This window comes from Pseudomonas sp. S2_F03 (assembly GCF_054668335.1).
The window spans coordinates 4089618-4108151 of record NZ_CP162759.1 but is presented as its reverse complement, the minus strand read 5'-3'; the positions used below and the strand labels follow the sequence as shown (position 1 = coordinate 4108151).

11 protein-coding genes and 3 pseudogenes are annotated in these 18534 nt (G+C 59.5%); 12 read left to right on the top strand and 2 right to left on the bottom strand.

Annotation, left to right across the window (positions count from 1 at the left end; translation table 11 throughout):
- Positions 1-7 precede the first annotated feature (7 nt).
- The 9 genes and pseudogenes from algK to AB4N76_RS19110 all read left to right on the top strand — a co-directional run bounded on the left by algK (position 8) and on the right by AB4N76_RS19110 (position 12693).
- A pseudogene (gene algK / locus AB4N76_RS19150) lies at positions 8-1518 on the top strand (alginate biosynthesis TPR repeat lipoprotein AlgK).
- Positions 1515-3002: an alginate export family protein gene (locus AB4N76_RS19145; RefSeq protein WP_046028937.1), complete on the top strand. Its 1488-nt coding sequence runs from the start codon at positions 1515-1517 to the stop codon at positions 3000-3002. The pseudogene algK and the gene AB4N76_RS19145 overlap by 4 nt, the downstream one beginning before the upstream one ends.
- Positions 3003-3028: 26 nt before the next feature.
- Positions 3029-4618, top strand: coding sequence for a mannuronan 5-epimerase AlgG (algG, locus tag AB4N76_RS19140; RefSeq protein WP_460163401.1), 1590 nt, complete (start codon positions 3029-3031; stop codon positions 4616-4618).
- 10 nt (positions 4619-4628) lie between these two features.
- Complete coding sequence (locus tag AB4N76_RS19135; RefSeq protein ID WP_460163400.1) at positions 4629-6077, top strand: alginate O-acetyltransferase; 1449 nt, start codon at positions 4629-4631, stop codon at positions 6075-6077.
- Between the two features lie 8 nt (positions 6078-6085).
- The gene (locus AB4N76_RS19130) at positions 6086-7210 is read left to right on the top strand and encodes a mannuronate-specific alginate lyase (RefSeq protein ID WP_460163399.1); all 1125 of its coding nucleotides are present in this window, start codon (positions 6086-6088) and stop codon (positions 7208-7210) included.
- Positions 7211-7418: 208 nt separating this feature from the next.
- Positions 7419-8984 carry an MBOAT family O-acyltransferase gene (locus AB4N76_RS19125; RefSeq protein ID WP_460163398.1) on the top strand — a complete coding sequence of 522 codons (1566 nt, stop codon included), beginning with the start codon at positions 7419-7421 and terminating at the stop codon, positions 8982-8984.
- Between the two features lie 11 nt (positions 8985-8995).
- A pseudogene (locus AB4N76_RS19120) lies at positions 8996-10114 on the top strand (alginate O-acetyltransferase); the annotation flags it as partial.
- Between the two features lie 215 nt (positions 10115-10329).
- Positions 10330-10986 (top strand): alginate O-acetyltransferase AlgF, encoded by a 657-nt coding sequence (locus AB4N76_RS19115; protein WP_046028929.1) that lies wholly within the window; start codon positions 10330-10332, stop codon positions 10984-10986.
- Positions 10987-11241: 255 nt separating this feature from the next.
- Positions 11242-12693: a mannose-1-phosphate guanylyltransferase/mannose-6-phosphate isomerase gene (locus AB4N76_RS19110; RefSeq protein ID WP_077430846.1), complete on the top strand. Its 1452-nt coding sequence runs from the start codon at positions 11242-11244 to the stop codon at positions 12691-12693.
- An 82-nt stretch (positions 12694-12775) separates the two neighbouring features.
- Here the strand turns inward: AB4N76_RS19110 and AB4N76_RS19105 are convergent.
- Positions 12776-15495, bottom strand: a pseudogene (locus AB4N76_RS19105) (RHS repeat domain-containing protein).
- Between the two features lie 166 nt (positions 15496-15661).
- Here AB4N76_RS19105 and AB4N76_RS19100 point away from each other — a divergent pair.
- From AB4N76_RS19100 to AB4N76_RS19090, 3 genes are all read left to right on the top strand, one after another.
- Positions 15662-16126: a hypothetical protein gene (locus tag AB4N76_RS19100; protein ID WP_046028924.1), complete on the top strand. Its 465-nt coding sequence runs from the start codon at positions 15662-15664 to the stop codon at positions 16124-16126.
- A 29-nt stretch (positions 16127-16155) separates the two neighbouring features.
- Complete coding sequence (locus tag AB4N76_RS19095) at positions 16156-16980, top strand: SDR family oxidoreductase (protein WP_460163397.1); 825 nt, start codon at positions 16156-16158, stop codon at positions 16978-16980.
- Positions 16981-17125: 145 nt separating this feature from the next.
- Positions 17126-17524 carry a DUF4440 domain-containing protein gene (locus tag AB4N76_RS19090; protein ID WP_460163396.1) on the top strand — a complete coding sequence of 133 codons (399 nt, stop codon included), beginning with the start codon at positions 17126-17128 and terminating at the stop codon, positions 17522-17524.
- Positions 17525-17667: 143 nt separating this feature from the next.
- Here AB4N76_RS19090 and AB4N76_RS19085 read toward each other — a convergent pair whose 3' ends face one another.
- A complete protein-coding gene (locus tag AB4N76_RS19085; RefSeq protein ID WP_460163395.1) occupies positions 17668-18516 on the bottom strand; it encodes an efflux RND transporter periplasmic adaptor subunit in 849 nt (282 codons plus the stop codon).
- Between the last annotated feature and the right edge of the window lie 18 nt (positions 18517-18534).

The window sequence follows — 18534 nt, the reverse complement described above, 5'->3', positions numbered from 1 at the left end:
CGAGGACATGCCTGTGACTATCATCAGCCTCCTGAGAACACCGAGATCCCTGTGGGAGCGGGCTTGCCCGCGATGGGATCACTGCGGTGTTTCTGAAGAACCGCGTCAAGCGAATCGCGGTCAAGCCCGCTCCCACAGGGGTTATATGGTGTGCTCGCTGGCGCTGGCAGTCAGCCTGGCCGGTTGCGCCGGCCTGCCCGACCAGCGTCTGGCCAACGAAGCCCTCAAGCGCGGCGACACGGCGCTGGCTCAGCAGAACTACAAACAACTGGCCGACCTCGGCTACAGCGAGGCGCAAGTGGGCCTGGCCGATATCCAGGTCGACAGCCGTGACCCGGCGCAGATCAAGCAAGCCGAGGCGACTACCGCGCCGCAGCCGACGTCTCGCCGCGAGCGCAGGCCCGCCTCGGTCGCCTGCTGGTGGCCAAACCCGGCTCCACCGAAGCCGAACAGCACGAAGCCGAAGGCCTGCTGAAAAAAGCCTCGGCTGCTGGCGAAGGTAATACGCTGATCCCGCTGGCCATGCTCTACCTGCAATACCCGCACAGTTTCCCGAACATCAACGCGCAGAAACAGATCAGCCAATGGCGCGCCGAAGGCAAACCGGAAGCGGGTTTGGCTCAGGTGCTGCTCTACCGCACTCAAGGCACTTACGACCAACATCTGGATGAAGTCGCCAGCATCTGCAAAGCGGCACTGAACACCACCGACATCTGCTACGTCGAACTGGCCACGGTTTATCAGAAACAGGCCAAGCCCGAGCAACAGGCCGAGCTGATCAAGCAGATGCAAGCCGCACACGCCCGCGGCACCGTTTCCGCGCAGCGGGTGGACAGCGTCGCCCGTGTACTCGCGGACCCGACCCTGGGCAAAACCGACGAGAAAACCGCGCAGTCTCTGCTCGAACCCATCGCCCCGGGCTACCCGGCGTCGTGGGTCACCCTTGCGCAATTGCTCTATGACTTCCCCGAACTGGGCGATCTCGACCAGATGATGAAGTACCTGGACAACGGTCGCGCCGCCGACCAACCGCGCGCCGAACTGTTGCTGGGCAAGCTCTACTACGAAGGCAAAATGGTCCCGGCCGACGCCAAGGTCGCCGAAGAACATTTCCAGAAAGCCGTCGGCCGCGAAGTCGCCGCCGATTACTACCTCGGCCAGATCTACCGCCGTGGTTACCTGGGCAAGGTCTATTCGCAAAAAGCGCTGGACCACCTGCTGACCGCTGCACGCAACGGTCAGAACAGCGCCGACTTTGCCATCGCCCAGCTGTTTTCCCAAGGCAAGGGCACCCGGCCCGACCCGCTGAACGCTTATGTCTTCAGCCAATTGGCCAAGGCTCAGAACACCCCGCAAGCCACTGAGCTTGCGCAAACACTCGAAGCACAACTGCCGCCTGCCCAGCTCGCCGAGGCCCAACGCCTGTTGAAACAAGAACAGGCCGTTCGCGGGTCCTTGAGCCAGAACACGCTGGAACTGCATGCCCTGCAAGAAGAAGACGGCGAGGAATCCCTATGAAGTTGAATCCATTCATGAAGGCCGGCATCGGCCTCACGTTCGCGCTGATCTGGTCTTGCCCGACACTGGCCGCGATCACTGAAACCAAAAACTTCGGCCTCGAAGTGAAAGTCACCGGCCAGTCCGAAGACGACAGCGACCTGGGCACCCAGAGCGGTGGCGACGTCAACGGCGTCGGCCTCGACCTGCGTCCGTGGATCTATGGCGAGAGCGGCGCGTGGAGCGCCTACGCCATGGGCCAGGCCGTGACCGCCACTGACATCATCGAGACGGATACCTTGCAAGGGACCGCCGGCGACGGCACCACGCCGACCACCAACGATGATCGCAAGACCAAGAAAAACTACCTGGCGATGCGCGAATTCTGGGTCGGCTACAGCGGCCTCACGCCGTATCCGGGCGAGATGCTCAAGTTCGGCCGCCAACGTCTGCACAATGCTGACGGCCAATGGCGCGACACCAACATCGAAGCCCTGAACTGGACCTTCGACACCACCCTGTTGCGCGCCAACGTCGGTGTCGCCGAACGCTTCAGCGAGTACCGCACCGACCTCACGGAACTGGCCCCCAAAGACAAGGATCGCCTGCACGTCTACGCCGACGCGGAGTATCAGTGGACGCCGGGTAACTGGGTCGGCATTCGCGGTCATCACACCCACGATGACGGTAAGCTCGACTACCCGCAACCGGGTGTACCCACCGATTCGCTGGACAAAAAACAGAACGGCGACATCAGCTGGCTGGGCCTGACCGCCGACAGCGACGCCTACAACTGGCGCAACACCAACACCGTCAATTACTGGGGCAGCATCACCGGCATGAGCGGCGACACCGACACGGTCAACCCGCTGAACGCCAACGGTACGCCTCCGGCCGAAGCCAAGCGCGGTCAAGACCTCAATGGCTGGGCCACGGATGTCGGCGTCCGTCTGCGCCTCGATCCGCAATGGCAAGTCGGTGCCGCCTATGCCCGCGCCAGTGCCGAGTACGAACAGAACGGCCTGGAAAGCAACCGCTCGAACTACACCGGTACCCGTTCGCGGGTTCACCGTTTCGGCGAAGCCTTCCGCGGTGAAATGCAGAACATGCAAACCGCGACCCTGTTCGGTTCGTGGATGCTCAACGACGAATACGACGCCAGCGTGATCTACCACAAGTTCTGGCGCGTCGACGGCAACAAGCCGATCGGCAGCAACGGCATCAACGCGGTCGAGAACAACACCGACGACCCTACCGGCGCGATTCTCTCCACCACTTCCCTGCCGCTGAACGATGGCGAAAAAGACCTCGGTCAGGAAATGGACCTGGTCGTGACCAAGTACTTCAAGCAAGGCCTGTTGCCGGCGGCGTTGAGCCAGTCGATCGACGAGCCTTCGGCACTCGTGCGTTTCCGTGGTGGTGTGTTCAAGCCGGGTGATGCGTACGGCAAGGAAGTCGATTCGTACATGCATCGCGCGTTTATCGACGTGATCTGGCGCTTCTGATGCGAACCGCGAAGGGAGTGCCCGACATGAACAATTCGAAGCGAGGTTCGCTCACCTTGCTGGCCAGCGCGATGTTGCTGGCCAGTGCGGCTGCCTTCGCCAATGTGGAGCCGGTCACACCCGTCCAGAAAGGACACCCGGCGACCCTTGCCAAAGGTTTGCAACAAGCCAAGACCTACACCGTCAGCAGCGCGCCGACCGCGCCGCTGGAACTGGCCAAACCAAAACTGCCGGACCTGTCCGGTTACACCGCCGAAGCCATTGCCGCGAAGATCGTGCGCAGCAAGGCCGGCAAAATCAGCGTGCGCCGGATGATGCAGGAAGACGCCCTGAAGGACTTCATCGGCGGTGACAACAAGATGGCCGAGTGGGTGGTGCGCCAGCACGGTATCCCGCAGGCAATCTTCGTCGACGACGGCTACATGAACCTCAAGGACCTGGCGAAGAAACTGCCCAAGCAGTACTTCAGCGAAACCTCGCCGGGTGTGTTCCTGGCGAAGTTGCCGATCGTGGTCGGCCGTCACGGCATTCTTGAAATCGACAAGCAGACCCAGGAATTGCGCCTGTCGCAAGAAGCCGGTTCGTTCCTGGTCAACGACGGCCAGCTGTTTGTGCGTGACACCAAAATCACTGGCTGGCGCGAAAAGGACAACGGCCCGGCGACGTTCACTTCGCCGAAGGAATTCCGTCCGTTCCTGCTGTCCTGGGGCGGCACCGAGACCTACATCGCCAACAGCAAGATCGCCAGCTTCGGCTACGCCAACAGTAAGTCCTATGGCGTGAGTATTTCCCAATACACGCCGAACATGGCCAAGGTCCTTAAGCGCCCTGAACCGACCGGCTGGATCGTCGGTTCCGAGTTCTCGGACATGTGGTACGGCTTCTACTGCTACGAGACCCGCGACTTCGTGGTCAAGGGCAACACCTACAAAGACAACATCGTCTACGGCATCGACCCGCACGACCGTTCCCACGGTCTGATCATTGCCGACAACACCGTCTACGGGACCAAGAAGAAGCACGGGATCATTATTTCCCGTGAGGTCAACGACAGCTTCATTTTCAACAACCGCAGCTACGACAACCACCTCTCGGGGCTGGTGATCGACCGTAACAGCGTGAATAACCTGATTGCCTACAACGAGATCTACAAGAACCACACCGACGGCATCACCCTCTACGAGAGTGCCGACAACCTGATCTACGGCAACAAGGTAATCAGCAACAAACGCCACGGCATCCGCATTCGTAACAGCGTGAACATTCGCCTCTACGAAAACCTGTCCCTGGCCAACGGCCTGACCGGCGTCTACGGCCACATCAAAGACCTGAGCGACACCGATCGGGACATCAAGCTCGACCCGTTCGACGCCCAGGTGTCCTTGATCGTGGTCGGCGGTGAACTGGCCGGCAACGGCAGCGGCCCGCTGTCCATCGACTCGCCGTTGAGCGTCGAGTTGTATCGCGTGTCCATGCTCTCTCCGACCAAAGCCAGCGGCATCAGCTTCAGCGGCATTCTCGGCGAGCGTCAGGATGAAATTCTCGACCTGCTGGTGCGCCAGCAGAAAGCCGTGCTGATCGACCCTGTCGAACGCCAGACCGAAATGCGGGACTGAGGATTATTTTATGCACCCACACTTGATCAAATTACTCAGCCTGTCGGCCCTGACCGCCGGCATTCTCGCGGCCAGCGGCGGTGTTCGCGCCGATGAAGCCCAGGCACCAAAATTCACGGCTGATCCGTGCTGCAACCTGTGCCCCGAAGCCCATGACGCGAAGAATTACACCACGCGTTATCAACAAAACTTCACCACCCTGGTGCAGGCTCAGGGCGACTGGCTGTTCCGTACGCAAGAAGACTTGCGCACCGAATTCGACACCACCCCCGCCGGCTACAAACGCATGAAAGAGCTGCACGATGCGTTCAAGAGCAAAGGCGTTGAACTGGTCGTCGTCTACCAGCCGACCCGTGGCCTGGTGAACCGCAACAAGCTCAACCCGGAAGAAAAAGCCAAGTACGATTTCGACAAGGCGCTGAAGAACTACAAGGGCATGCTCGGTCGTTTCGCCGCCATGGGTTACGTGGTGCCGGACCTTTCGCCGCTGACCAACGAATCACTGCCCGATACCTTGCCGGCCCACGATTTCTACTTCCGCGGCGACCAGCACTGGACACCGTATGGCGCCCAGCGCACGGCGAAAATCGTCGCCGAAAAGGTCAAGCAGATTCCGGCCTTCGCCGGCATTCCCAAGCGTGAATTCGAGACCCACAGGTCGGGTCGCATGGGCAAGACCGGAACGTTACACAACATGGCCGGTCAACTTTGTGGCACCAGCTACGCGATCCAGTACATGGATCAGTTCACCACCGAGCCCAAGGGCGAAGCCGCCGACGGCGACCTCTTCAGTGATGCCGGCAACCCGGAGATCACCCTGGTTGGCACCAGTCACAGTGGCAAGAACTACAACTTCGCCGGTTTCCTCGAAGAGGCCATCGGCGCCGACATCCTCAACGTGGCGTTCCCTGGCGGTGGCCTGGAAGGTTCGATGCTGCAATACCTGGGCAGCGAAGAGTTCCAGACCAAGCCGCCGAAAATCCTGATCTGGGAATTCTCGCCGCTCTATCGCCTCGACCAGGAAACCATCTACCGCCAGATGATGGCGCTGCTGGACAACGGTTGCGAAGGCAAGGATGCACAGATGTCCGGTAGTGCCACGCTGAAACCGGGCAAGAACGAATTGATGGTCAACAGCAAGAACCTGAACCTGCAAAACAGCAGTCACCAGGTCGACATCCGCTTCGCCGATCCGTCGGTGAAAACCCTGCAAGCCACCCTCTGGTACATGAACGGTCGCCACGAGGACATCAAGATCGACAAACCGGAAACCTCCGACACCGACGGGCGTTTCGCCTTTGAGTTGCGCACGGACGAAGACTGGGCCTCGCAGAACTTGCTGGCCGTTGAAGTCCAGGGCCCCGAAGCCGGCGCCGCGCCACAAAAAGTCGAAGCGAAAATCTGCAAACGCAACGTGTTCCCGAGCGCCGAGCAGCGTACCGCTCAGGCCGGGCAATGAGGTCTGCTATGCGAAATCCGAAATTGAAGAATCTGTTGGCACCGACGCTGTTGAGCCTGGCGATGTTCGCCGGTGCCACCCAAGCCGCCGCGCCCCTGCGCCCGCCCCAGGGTTACTTCGCGCCGATTGAAAAAGTCAAAACCGGCGACAGCAGCGAAGGGTGTGATGCGATGCCGACGCCGTACACCGGCTCACTGCAATTTCGCAGCAAATACGAAGGCTCGGACAAGGCCCGCGCGACCCTGAACGAGCAATCGGAAAAGGCCTTCCGCGACAGCACCGCCGACATCACCAAAATCGAACGCGGCACCAGCAAGCGTGTGATGCAGTTCATGCGTGACGGTCGCCCGGAACAACTGGAATGCACACTCAACTGGCTCACCGCCTGGGCCAAGGCCGATGCCTTGATGTCCAAGGACTTCAACCACACCGGCAAGTCCATGCGCAAATGGGCGCTGGGCAGCATGGCGTCGTCGTACATTCGCCTGAAGTTCTCCGACTCGCATCCGCTGGCCAACCATCAGCAAGAGTCGCAGTTGATCGAAGCCTGGTTCAGCAAAATGGCCGACCAGGTGGTCAGCGACTGGGACAACCTGCCGCTCGAACAAACCAATAACCACTCGTACTGGGCGGCCTGGTCGGTGATGGCAACGTCCGTCGCCACCAACCGTCGCGACCTGTTCGATTGGGCGGTCAAGGAATACAAGGTCGGCGCCAATCAGGTCGACGCCCAAGGCTTCCTGCCGAATGAACTCAAGCGTCAGCAACGCGCCCTCGCCTACCACAACTATGCCCTGCCGCCACTGGCGATGATCGCCAGTTTCGCTCAGGTCAACGGTGTGGACTTGCGCCAGGAAAACAACGGCGCACTGAAACGCCTGGGTGATCAAGTGCTGGCCGGGGTGAAAGACCCGGACATCTTCGAGAAGAAGAACGGCAAGGAACAGGACATGACCGATCTGAAGATCGACTCGAAATTCGCCTGGCCTGAACCGTTCTGCACGCTCTACACCTGCGCGCCGGATGCGCTGAAGAAGAAGCACGGGATGCAGCCGTTCAAGTCCTTCCGCCTCGGCGGCGACCTGACCAAGGTCTACGACCCGGCCAATGAAAAAGGCAACAAGGGTTCTTGAAGACAGACATAAAACCTGTGGGAGCGGGCTTGCCCGCGATAGCGGTGGGTCAATCGACATCAATTTGAATGTCAGACCCAATCGCGGGCAAGCCCGCTCCCACAGAGTTAATTGTCAGCGGTGAGATGTGAGTTACGCCCCCGGATTTTCGTGGGGGGTTTGGGGGGCCGTTGGCCCTTGACTGTTGGTTAAACATGGAGAGATCAGGATGGTATTTTCATCCAATGTGTTCCTGTTTCTGTTCTTGCCGATCTTTCTCGGCTTGTACTACTTGAGCGGAATACGCTATCGCAACCTGCTGCTGCTGATCGCCAGCTACGTGTTCTATGCCTGGTGGCGCGTGGACTTCCTCGCGCTGTTCGCCGCCGTCACGCTGTGGAATTACTGGATCGGCCTGAAAGTCGGTGCCGCCGGCGTGCGCACCAAACCGGCCCAACGCTGGCTGCTGCTCGGCGTGGCCGTCGACCTGTGCATCCTTGGCTACTTCAAGTACGCCAACTTCGGCGTCGACAGCATCAACGCGATGATGACGTCGCTCGGTCTGTCGCCGTTCATCCTGACCCACGTGCTGTTGCCGATCGGGATCTCGTTCTACATTTTCGAGTCCATCAGCTACATCATCGACGTCTACCGTGGCGACACCCCGGCGACCCGCAATCTGATCGACTTCGCGGCGTTCGTGGCGATTTTCCCGCACCTGATTGCCGGCCCGGTATTGCGCTTTCGTGACCTCGCCGACCAATTCAACAACCGCACCCACACCCTGGACAAGTTCTCCGAGGGCTGCACGCGGTTCATGCAGGGTTTCATCAAGAAAGTCTTCATCGCCGACACCCTCGCGGTGGTGGCCGACCATTGCTTCGCCTTGCAAAACCCGACCACGGGCGATGCCTGGCTCGGGGCGCTGGCCTACACCGCGCAACTGTATTTCGACTTCTCCGGCTACAGCGACATGGCCATCGGCCTGGGCTTGATGATGGGTTTCCGCTTCATGGAAAACTTCAAGCAGCCGTACATCAGCCAGTCGATCACCGAGTTCTGGCGGCGCTGGCACATCAGCCTCTCCACCTGGCTGCGTGACTACCTGTACATCACGCTGGGCGGTAATCGCAAAGGCACGTTGATGACCTATCGCAACCTGTTCCTGACCATGCTGCTCGGTGGTCTGTGGCACGGCGCGAACATCACCTACATCGTCTGGGGTGCGTGGCACGGCATGTGGCTGGCGATTGAAAAAGCCCTGGGCCTGAACACTTCGCCGCGCAGCATCAACCCGATTCGCTGGGCCCTGACTTTCCTGCTGGTGGTGATGGGCTGGGTGATCTTCCGCGCGGAGAACCTGCACGTTGCCGGCCGCATGTATGGCGCGATGTTCAGCTTCGGCGACTGGTCGCTGTCGGAACTCAACCAGGCCAGCCTCACCGGCCTGCAAGTGGCAACACTGGTGGTGGCCTACGTGACGCTGGCGTTCTTCGGCATCCGTGATTTCTACACCAACCAGCCGCCGGTCAAGACCAAGCCTGCCGTCAACATCGACGCCGATGGTCCTGCCGCAGCCACACCGGGAATGATCAAAGCCGTACCGGGCGACAACCCGGCCAGCATCCATGAACCGGGTTACAACTTCGGCGTTGATGCGACCGTGCAACCGGCCTACTGGACCGCTGACTGGTCGCGTTACGTGATGCGTGCGCTGGTACTGCTGCTGTTCATTGCCTCGATCCTCAAACTCTCGGCGCAAAGCTTCTCGCCGTTCCTTTACTTCCAGTTCTGAGGGATCTGACCATGACCCGCTCATTACGCATTTTCTACATTGCCCTGTTCCTGCTGACCTTGTTGGCACTGGGCCTGTGGTCCACGCGCAGCTTCTTCGGCTTCAGCACCAACGCCGACGCGACGGTGCTCAACGGTCGCTGGACCAAAGCCGTGGAGACGCACTACGACGACGAGTTCCCGATCAAGCGCCTGGGCACCAACCTCTGGGCCGCGCTGGATTTCAAACTGTTCAACGAAGGTCGTCCGGGCGTGGTGCTCGGTCGCGATCAGTGGTTGTACAGCGATGAAGAGTTCCACCCGGTCGTCAACGAAGAGCTGAACCTGCAAGGCAACTACGCACTGGTCGAAGGCGTGCGCCAGACCCTCAAGGCCAAAGGCGTGCAACTGGTGATGGCGGTGGTGCCGGCCAAGGTGCGCTTGTACCCGGAACACGTGGGTGAGGTGAAACCGGCCAGCATCCACGCCAACCTCTACAAGGATTTCCACCAGCGCCTGGCCGCCGACCGGATTCCTGCGCCGGACCTGCTCGGCCCGCTGCAACAGGCAAAACAGAACGGCCAGCAAGTGTTCTTGCGCACCGACACCCACTGGACCCCGGAAGGCGCCGAGATCGCCGCCAACCGTCTGGCCAGGACCATTGCCGACAAATACCCGTTGAGCGGCGAGCCGCAAAACTTCGTCACCCAAGCGGCAGAGAACATCACGCACAAGGGTGACTTGCGCCTGTTCCTGCCACTGGACCCGCTGTTCGAAAACCTGATGCCGGCGCCGGAGCCTTTGCAAAAGCGCAACACCGTGGCCGCTGAAGATCAACCGGCCGGTGACGACGCCCTGTTCGCCAACACCGAAGTGCCGGTGGCCCTGATCGGCACCAGCTACAGCGCCAACCCGAACTGGAACTTCGTCGGTGCGCTAAAACAAGCGCTGCACAGCGACGTGGTCAATTACGCCGAAGACGGTCACGGCCCGATTCTGCCGATGCTCAGCTACCTGAAAAGCGATGCTTTCAAGAACAGCCCGCCACAGGTGCTGATCTGGGAGTTTCCTGAACGCTATCTGCCTGTGAACAACGAAATCGGTGACGCCGACCCGCAGTGGGTCGCAGAGCTCAAAGAAGCCGGCGCTCGAACCGGGCTGGGTGGAAGCGTCGCGAGCGAAGGCAAGACAAGGCAAAAACAGGCGAGGACGCGGAGTTTACGGGCTGTAAATGAGCAGTCCGAGCCTGTTTTTAACGCCGGATTGCCGAGCGCAGCAGCTTCCACCCAGTCCGGCCAACAAAACGTAGCTGCAAACACTACATCCGAGACGCCCGACCGGGCGCAAAACTGAAAGAGAGGTACACCATGACTTTCACTACGACTACTCCTCGCCGTCTCGCCAAGACCTTTGCTCTCGTCGCTGGCATGAGCGTGCTGTCCATGTCCGCCTTCGCCGGCGACGCCGCGCTTTACGGTCCAACTGCACCGAAAGGTTCGACCTTCGTGCGCATCTACAACGCCAGCAACGCCGAAGTCAGCGCCACCGTCGGCAGCACCAGCCTGAGCGACGTTGCGCCGCTGTCCAGCACTGACTTCAGCTTCATGCCGGGCGGCGATTACAGCGCCAAGGTCGGCAGCCAGACCCTGCCGGTGAAACTGGCCGGTGATCACTATTACACCCTGGTCAACAACGCCAGCGGCGCGCCGCAGCTGATCGAAGAGCCGCCGTTCAAGAACAAGCAGAAGTCCCTGGTGCGCGTACAGAACCTGAGTGACAAACCCCTGACCCTGAAGACCGCCGACGGCAAGACCGATGTGGTGCCGAACGTGGCCGCCAAGGGCCGTGGCGAGCGTGAGATCAACCCGGTGAAAGTCAGCCTGGCGCTGTTTGAAGGCGACAAGAAAGTCGGCGACGTCAAACCGGTTGCCCTGGAACGCGGTGAAGCCGCCGTGCTGTACGTCACCGGCACCGGCAGCAGCCTGTCGCCAGTCTGGGTAAAACGCCCCGTCTCGACGCGCTAACACATTCATCAGGACGGAGATCCCCCTGTAGCAGCTGGCGAAGCCTGCGTCCGACTGCGCAGCAGTCGCAATCCAGACAACTCGGTTTTTCTGAATGACCGCGTTGAACGGATTGCGACGGCTGCGCCGCCGAACGCAGCCTCGCAGGCTCGGCAGCTGCTACATCGGTGAAACGGCCTGGTTACGGAATAAAAACAAGAGTGAAACGACAGAACGTTCGTAGCTCTAACCAATCGATTTTAAAGGAGTAACAACATGATTCCGGTGATCTTGTCAGGTGGTAGCGGCTCACGTCTTTGGCCGCTTTCGCGTAAACAGTTTCCCAAGCAATTCCTCGCCCTGACCGGCGAACACACGCTGTTCCAGCAAACCCTGGAACGCCTGGTGTTCGAAGGCATGGACACGCCGATTGTGGTCTGCAACAAGGACCACCGCTTCATCGTCAACGAACAGTTGAGCAACCGCAAACTGGAAGCCCAGCGCATCCTGATGGAGCCGTTCGGTCGCAACACCGCGCCGGCCGTAGCCCTGACCGCGATGATGCTGGTCAATGAAGGTCGTGACGAGCTGATGCTGGTGCTGCCGGCAGACCACGTGCTGGAAGACCAGAAAGCCCTGCAACGCGCCCTGGCCCTGGCCACCGTTGCAGCTGAAAACGGCGAAATGGTGCTGTTCGGCGTACCGGCCACCAAACCGGAAACCGGCTACGGCTACATCAAGTCGACCAACGATTCGCTGTTGCCGGAAGGCGTCAGCCGCGTCTCGCACTTCGTCGAAAAACCCGACGTGAAACGCGCCACCGAGTTCGTCGAGTCCGGCGGTTATTTCTGGAACAGCGGCATGTTCCTGTTCCGTGCCAGCCGCTTCCTCGAAGAACTGAAGAAGCACGACCCGGACATCTATGACACCTGCCTGCTGACCCTTGAACGCAGCGAGCAAGATGCCGACACCATCACCCTCGACGAAGCCACCTTCGCCTGCTGCCCGGACAATTCCATCGACTACTCGGTGATGGAAAAAACCCAGCGCGCCTGCGTGGTGCCGTTGACCGCCGGCTGGAGCGATGTCGGTTGCTGGTCGTCGCTGTGGGAAGTGAACGAAAAAGACGCCAACGGCAACGTCACCAAAGGCGACGTGGTCATTCAGGACAGCAAAAACTGCATGATTCACGGCAACGGCAAACTGGTGTCGGTGATCGGCCTGGAAAACATTGTGGTGGTCGAAACCAAAGACGCCATGATGATTGCGCACAAGGACAAGGTCCAAGGCGTCAAACAGATGGTCAACACCCTCAACGAACAGGGCCGCAGCGAAACCCAGAACCACTGCGAAGTCTATCGTCCGTGGGGTTCCTACGACTCGGTGGACATGGGCGGGCGTTTCCAGGTCAAGCACATCTCGGTCAAACCGGGCGCATGCCTGTCGCTGCAAATGCACCACCACCGTGCCGAACACTGGATCGTGGTCAGCGGCACCGCTGAAGTGACCTGCGACGAAAACGTGTTCCTGCTGTGCGAGAACCAGTCGACCTACATCCCGATTGCCTCAGTCCACCGTTTGCGCAACCCGGGCAAGATTCCACTCGAGATCATCGAAGTGCAATCGGGCAGCTATTTGGGTGAAGACGATATCGAGCGCTTTGAAGATATCTACGGTCGGTCGACACCGGTCGAGCGCGGCGTGTCGGTGAAAACCATCGCGCAGTAAGCGTTCAGCAAAATAAAAGCCCCCGTCCAGCCCGCTGCGTTCCCTATCCGCAGCGGGTTGGGCGGGGGCTTTTTTTACACGGTCATGCTGCCTTCTTGCCAACAGCCGGCATTGTGTTTTTTTTATGCCAGGTTTTGACGTTTATCGAACCAGGGATTTTGATCTCGAGGCTTCCACCAAACGCATTATCAATAGTATTGAGCAACGACTTCGAATCCATTCGTCCTACTTGTACGGGAGAAATTCCCGAGTTACCCAGCAGCAGAGCCTTCAAATCCATCAAACGTCCTTTTACCATTGCAACCTTGGACAGGTCTGAGGAATGTTTCGGATCCAGAACATCAGGCGAAGCAAAAAACTCTACATTCTCAAAATCTGCTCCCAGCGCAGCTTTCATCCCCACATCATCCTCCAGATCGAATTCCGCGAAATGAGTCATGGAGCCAAGAAATTTACGCTCATTCACCTCACCGTCCACCGCCAGAAGAAAGAAGGTGAAAGCGCTGTTTCCTGCCTTCGTCCAGTCCTTCTCGTTAGTATTCCCACCTTTTCCGCCCAGCGTTTTCACGTTTTTATGGACCAGCGAAAAGTTTGACGCTATTTCCATAAAGGGTGGCGCATCACCTTTACTTCCGAAAACGGTGTAGTGCCTCAAAGTGAAGCGCTTGGTGCTGGTCTTTTCGAGCACTCCGGCGGGTGCTTTGTTTGTTTTGAAAGTCAATTTGTTGCCGGTAATCTCCGCCATCATTTTGAAGGGTAGCTGCCGATCAACATCGTTGTAGTCTTCCTTGTAAGCTTCAAAAATACCGGTCGCGGTTGTTAACGAAGTTTTCGACTGAGGCTCTTTGCCCTGTTCGTCAAAAAACGTCAACGGGTTGTTGCGAACCATTCGATAAAGATTGTGCCCGTCTACCTCACCTGCCGGATCAGGACTGAGCCAGCGCTGCAACCACGGTATGTAGTACCGAAAACCATAGTAATAAAGCCCTGTCGCATCCCTTTCCTTCCCTGAATACCGAACGGTTTTATAGTCAACGTCAATCGCATCCCCGCCGGCAAACCACGCGGTCTCACCGAAGGGATAAAAGATTTCGCGGCTGATGATTTGTGCATCGCCAGACAGCTCCACGGTGCAGGACCCCAGATGATCGACCAGGTTGTAACGGTACTGATCGTTGCTGCCGGACGGAGGGTCGCTTTCCCAGTGCAACACCCGAACGGTGTTGAGCCCGGCCTGGGTGGTGACCACGTGCAGCACCTCCCCGGTACCGCTGTTGGTGCGCAATTCCAGCCCCGGCAAGTAGCGCACCTCGGCCACCAGACTTCGGGCATGGGACTGCAACGAGCGAATTTGCGCACCCGCTGGCCACCGCCATCATAGAAATAGAGCTCAGCGTCATTGCGCCCGGAGTCACGCTCCACCGGACTGACCGATTGCAATTGATTGCGCAGGTCCCACTTCAAGAACCGCCCCGGATCCAGCTCCAGCAAATTGCCGTTGGCGTCGAACGCAGTCGCTATTTCTACTTCAGTCGGCGGAACACCGTTGCGCCAGGGCAGACAGCGATTGCTGTATTGGGCTGCTTTCAGGTCGCGTCCTGGACTTTGGGCACCGACATGCACCAACTTCAGCAAATTACCGCTTTCGTCATAGCGGCAGGTTTGATGATAGTTACTGAATGCCGCAGGATCAGTGCGCCCGATGGACTCCGGCCCTTGGTTAGGAGCGCCCGCCTCCCAGCCAAACGCCTCGATCAATTGATAAAGACTGTCGTAGACAAAGCGACCGACAGGCTCGATGCGCTGATTATTGAAGTAACGCACCGGCAACGCCTTGTCTTCAATGCTCAGCACATTGCCCATTCGGTCATAGGTGTAAGACAGGTGTTGCAGCAGGCCGGTGCGATCGCTGTGTGCCCACCGCTCGATCAGTCGCCCGTCTTGCGGGGAATACGTGAGAACAGTCTGTACGTCGTTACCCGCCACTTCGCGAGTGATCTGCCCGTCAGCGTTGTACTCGATGTCACTCACCAGGGTTTGCCAGGTGGGCAAGCCTGCGAGCTTCAAGGCACTTTGGCGTAGCCGACCATCAAGGGTGAAGCCGAAGGCCTGACTGTTCTGCCGGGCATCGACCGACGCCAGCACATTGCCCAACGGACCAAACCGCCACGTCGAGACCGCGCCATCGCCCGCTTCCAACCATTCATTGCGTTCAGCAATCGGCTGCGGCCAATCTGGAGCAACGGCGTCCTCGGTAAAGTGTTGAATGTGCCTTATGCATAGGCCAGTGACTCCAAACGATTCAAACAATACCGTGCCCCCGGGGCCATCCTGCCGAATGAGCTGGCCAGACCGGTTGTGACCCTGACCGGGCCGAGCATATTCCAGGCGCTGCGCACAACGTCGTGGCGCTGTAGCGAGGTGCTCAAACTCCGCCACGGGACGCAGCAAGTCGTCGTATTCAATCTGGCGTCGAGTGCCACGACTGTCCCAGCTTTGCAGCACCTCATTGGCGAGGCCGAGAAGTTTGATCTGCAAGCCCGCATCCACGCTGAGCGTCGATACAGCAACACCGGACAATGAGTGCACCTTCACTAGATTGGCGGGCGCCAGCGGGTTTTCTATCTGTAGCAACCAAAGCCTTGGGTCCCACTGTTTGACGGCGAACCCCGTGGCATTGTGGAGGGTGCGGTTAATGCGGGCCTGCGTCGGCTCGCCAGCCACCTCGCGCCAATAATCAATTGAACGGATCGGCAGCGCTCGCGGGTCGACGACGGACACTGTGGGGGTTTTGTAGTGCATGCCGGCGCGTCCTTGTAAGCCAGTGATCAGCTAATCGCTTATGGCGCGAGCCGGCTACTGTCAGAAATTACAGTTCCGACCAATGGCACCAGCGCTTGATCCACGAATGTCCATTCGCGCAGCCCTTCGGTAGGATGGAGGCCATGAGTTCAAGGAGCGTACACACATGTTCATAGGCGTCCTGCTGGTCATCACCTGGCTGATCCTGCTGCTGCGCTACCCGTCCAAGGCGTTTCCAGTGTCCGTGGCAGCCGCCGTCGGTTTGGGCCTGGTAGCCACGTGGGTAGTCTGGCTGGACAACCGCGAGATCAAGCAACTGGCGCGACTGGAATTGCGCATCGCCTACGCCCCCGATCAATGCCCGGCAGATCGCCCCTTGCAGCTGAAAATGAACAACGGCAACGACGTGCCGCTGACCGAATTGCGCTGGCGCATCGCGGCGTATGCGCCGGGTGACACGGTCAATCTGGCTGACAATCAATACGAAGCCCCCCGTTATCGCGGCCCCGGCGAACTGCAAGCCGGCGCCAACTGGGAAGACTGTTTGCCACTGCCGCCGCTGCGTCCTGGCTACCGCCCGCAAACCCTGGAGTTTCGCGCCGAGCGATTGCAGGGTAGTTTCTCCGATTAATCCCCTTTTTTCTGCACAAGGACCGCGCCATGCCCGTTGCGTTGATTACCGGTTGCTCCAGCGGCATTGGCCGCGCCCTCGCCGACGTGTTCAAAAACGCCGGCTACAAAGTCTGGGCCAGTGCCCGCAAGGCTGAAGACGTCGCGGCCCTGGCCGCCGCCGGTTTTACCGCCGTGCGGCTGGACGTCAACGACGGCGCGGCACTCGAACAGCTGAGCGAGCGCATCAACCAGCAACATGGCGGCCTCGATGTACTGATCAACAACGCCGGTTTCGGCGCGATGGGGCCGCTGCTCGACGGCGGTGTGCCGGCGATGCAGCGCCAGTTCGAAACCAATGTGTTTGCTATCGTCGGTGTCACCCGCGCACTGTTCCCGGTGTTGCGTCGCGCCAAGGGCCTGGTGGTGAACATCGGCAGCGTTTCAGGAATCCTGGTCACGCCGTTCGCGGGCGCCTACTGTGCTTCGAAAGCCGCCGTTCATGCGTTGAGCGATGCGCTGCGCATGGAATTGGCGCCGTTCGGTGTGCGCGTGATGGAGGTCCAGCCGGGCGCCATCGAATCCAGCTTCGCCAAAAATGCCGGCCACGAGGCGGAACAGTTAATCACCGAACAATCGCCGTGGTTTCCATTGCGCGAAGGCATTCGCGCACGGGCCAAGGCATCGCAGGACAATCCAACACCGGCCAGGGCGTTTGCCGAAGGGGTGCTCAAGGCTGTTCAGCAGAGCAAACCACCACGCTTGATTCGCCTGGGCAATGGCAGCCGGGCGTTGCCGTTGCTGGCGGGGTTGCTGCCCAAGGGCTTGCTGGAAGCGGGATTGATGAAGCGGTTTGGGTTGCGCGGGCAACTCTGAGACCGAGTCGACACCATCGCGGGCAAGCCCGCTCCCACAGGGATCTTGGGTGTGAATGCTATTTATGCCACCCAACAGAACCTTGTAGGAGTGAGCCTGCTCGCGATGGCGTCAGAACTAACACAGAAAAAATTCAGGAAACACGATGACCGATTACACCCACTACTTCGACGAAGTCATCCAGGCCCACATCGCCATCGAACAATGGCTGGCCGAAGAACAAGACCCGTCTGCGCTGGAACACTTGCTGACCCGGTTTTCACCACAGTTCTCCATGGTCTCGCCGTTGGGCCGGGTGTTGGATTTCGAGGCGTTGAGGGAGTTGTTTCAACTGGCGGGCGGCAAGAAACTCGGGTTCAGGATTCAGCTTAGTGAATTGCGCGGTGTCGCCCTGCATGACGGTGGCGCGACCGTGAGTTATCGCGAGCAGCAGACCGATGCCACCGGGCTGCACTCTGATCGGCGCTCGACGGTGGTGTTTGAGAAAGACGCTGATGGCAGGCTGATCTGGCGGCACTTGCATGAGACGTTTTGCAAGGGCTGAGATCGCGTCGCTCCATTCGCGAGCAAGCCCGCTCCCACAGGGAATTTGCGCCGTTCACTGAATCCGCGTCCGACTCGGTCAATGTGGGAGCGGCGGTGCGACGATTCGACTTGCCCGCGAAGGCAGGCGACGCGGTCCAACGACTAGTTAACCACCACCGTGCACGTAATCCCCGCTGCCAACAACACCCCTTCCGGCACTTCATCAATGTGAATCCGCACCGGCACCCGCTGTGCCAGGCGCACCCAGTTGAAGGTCGGGTTCACATCGGCAATCAGCTCGCGACTCTCCGGGTTGTCGCGGTCATAGATGCCGCGAGAAATACTCTCCACGTGCCCTTTCAGCACTTCACCGCTCATCAACTGCATGTCGGCCTTATCGCCCACGCGAACGTGCGGCAACTTGGTTTCTTCGAAAAAGCCGTACACCCAGAACGAGTTCATATCGACCACGGCCATTTTCGCTTCGCCGATGCGCGCGTAGTCGCCGCGATGCACGTTGAGGTTGGTCACGTAGCCGTCCACCGCTGCCCGCACTTCGGTGCGCTTGAGGTTGAGTTCGGCGGCTTCGAGTTGTGCCTGCGCGTGTTGATAATCGGCCAGTGCCGAGTCGGCGATATTGCTGGCGTCGTCACGGTTTTCCCTGGAGATCACCAGGTTGTCCATGTCGGCACGACGATGGGCATTGACCTTGCGCATCTCCCAGGTCGACTTGCGTGAAGCCACCAGCGACTGCGCCTGCTTGACCGCGATGCGGTAGTGCTCGGGGTCGATCTGCATCAGCAAATCGCCCTTCTTCACCAATTGGTTGTCGCGCACCGGCACGTCCACCACTTCACCGGTGACGTCGGCGGCGACGTTGATGATGTCGGCGCGCACCCGGCCATCGCGGGTCCAGGGGGTGTTCATGTAGTGCTCCCACAAGGTCCGGCCGATCCATAGCGCGAGGGCTAGCACCAGCAAGGTGGCGAGCAGGCTGAAAAGCTTTTTCATCAGGGCCTTCTTCAGTGA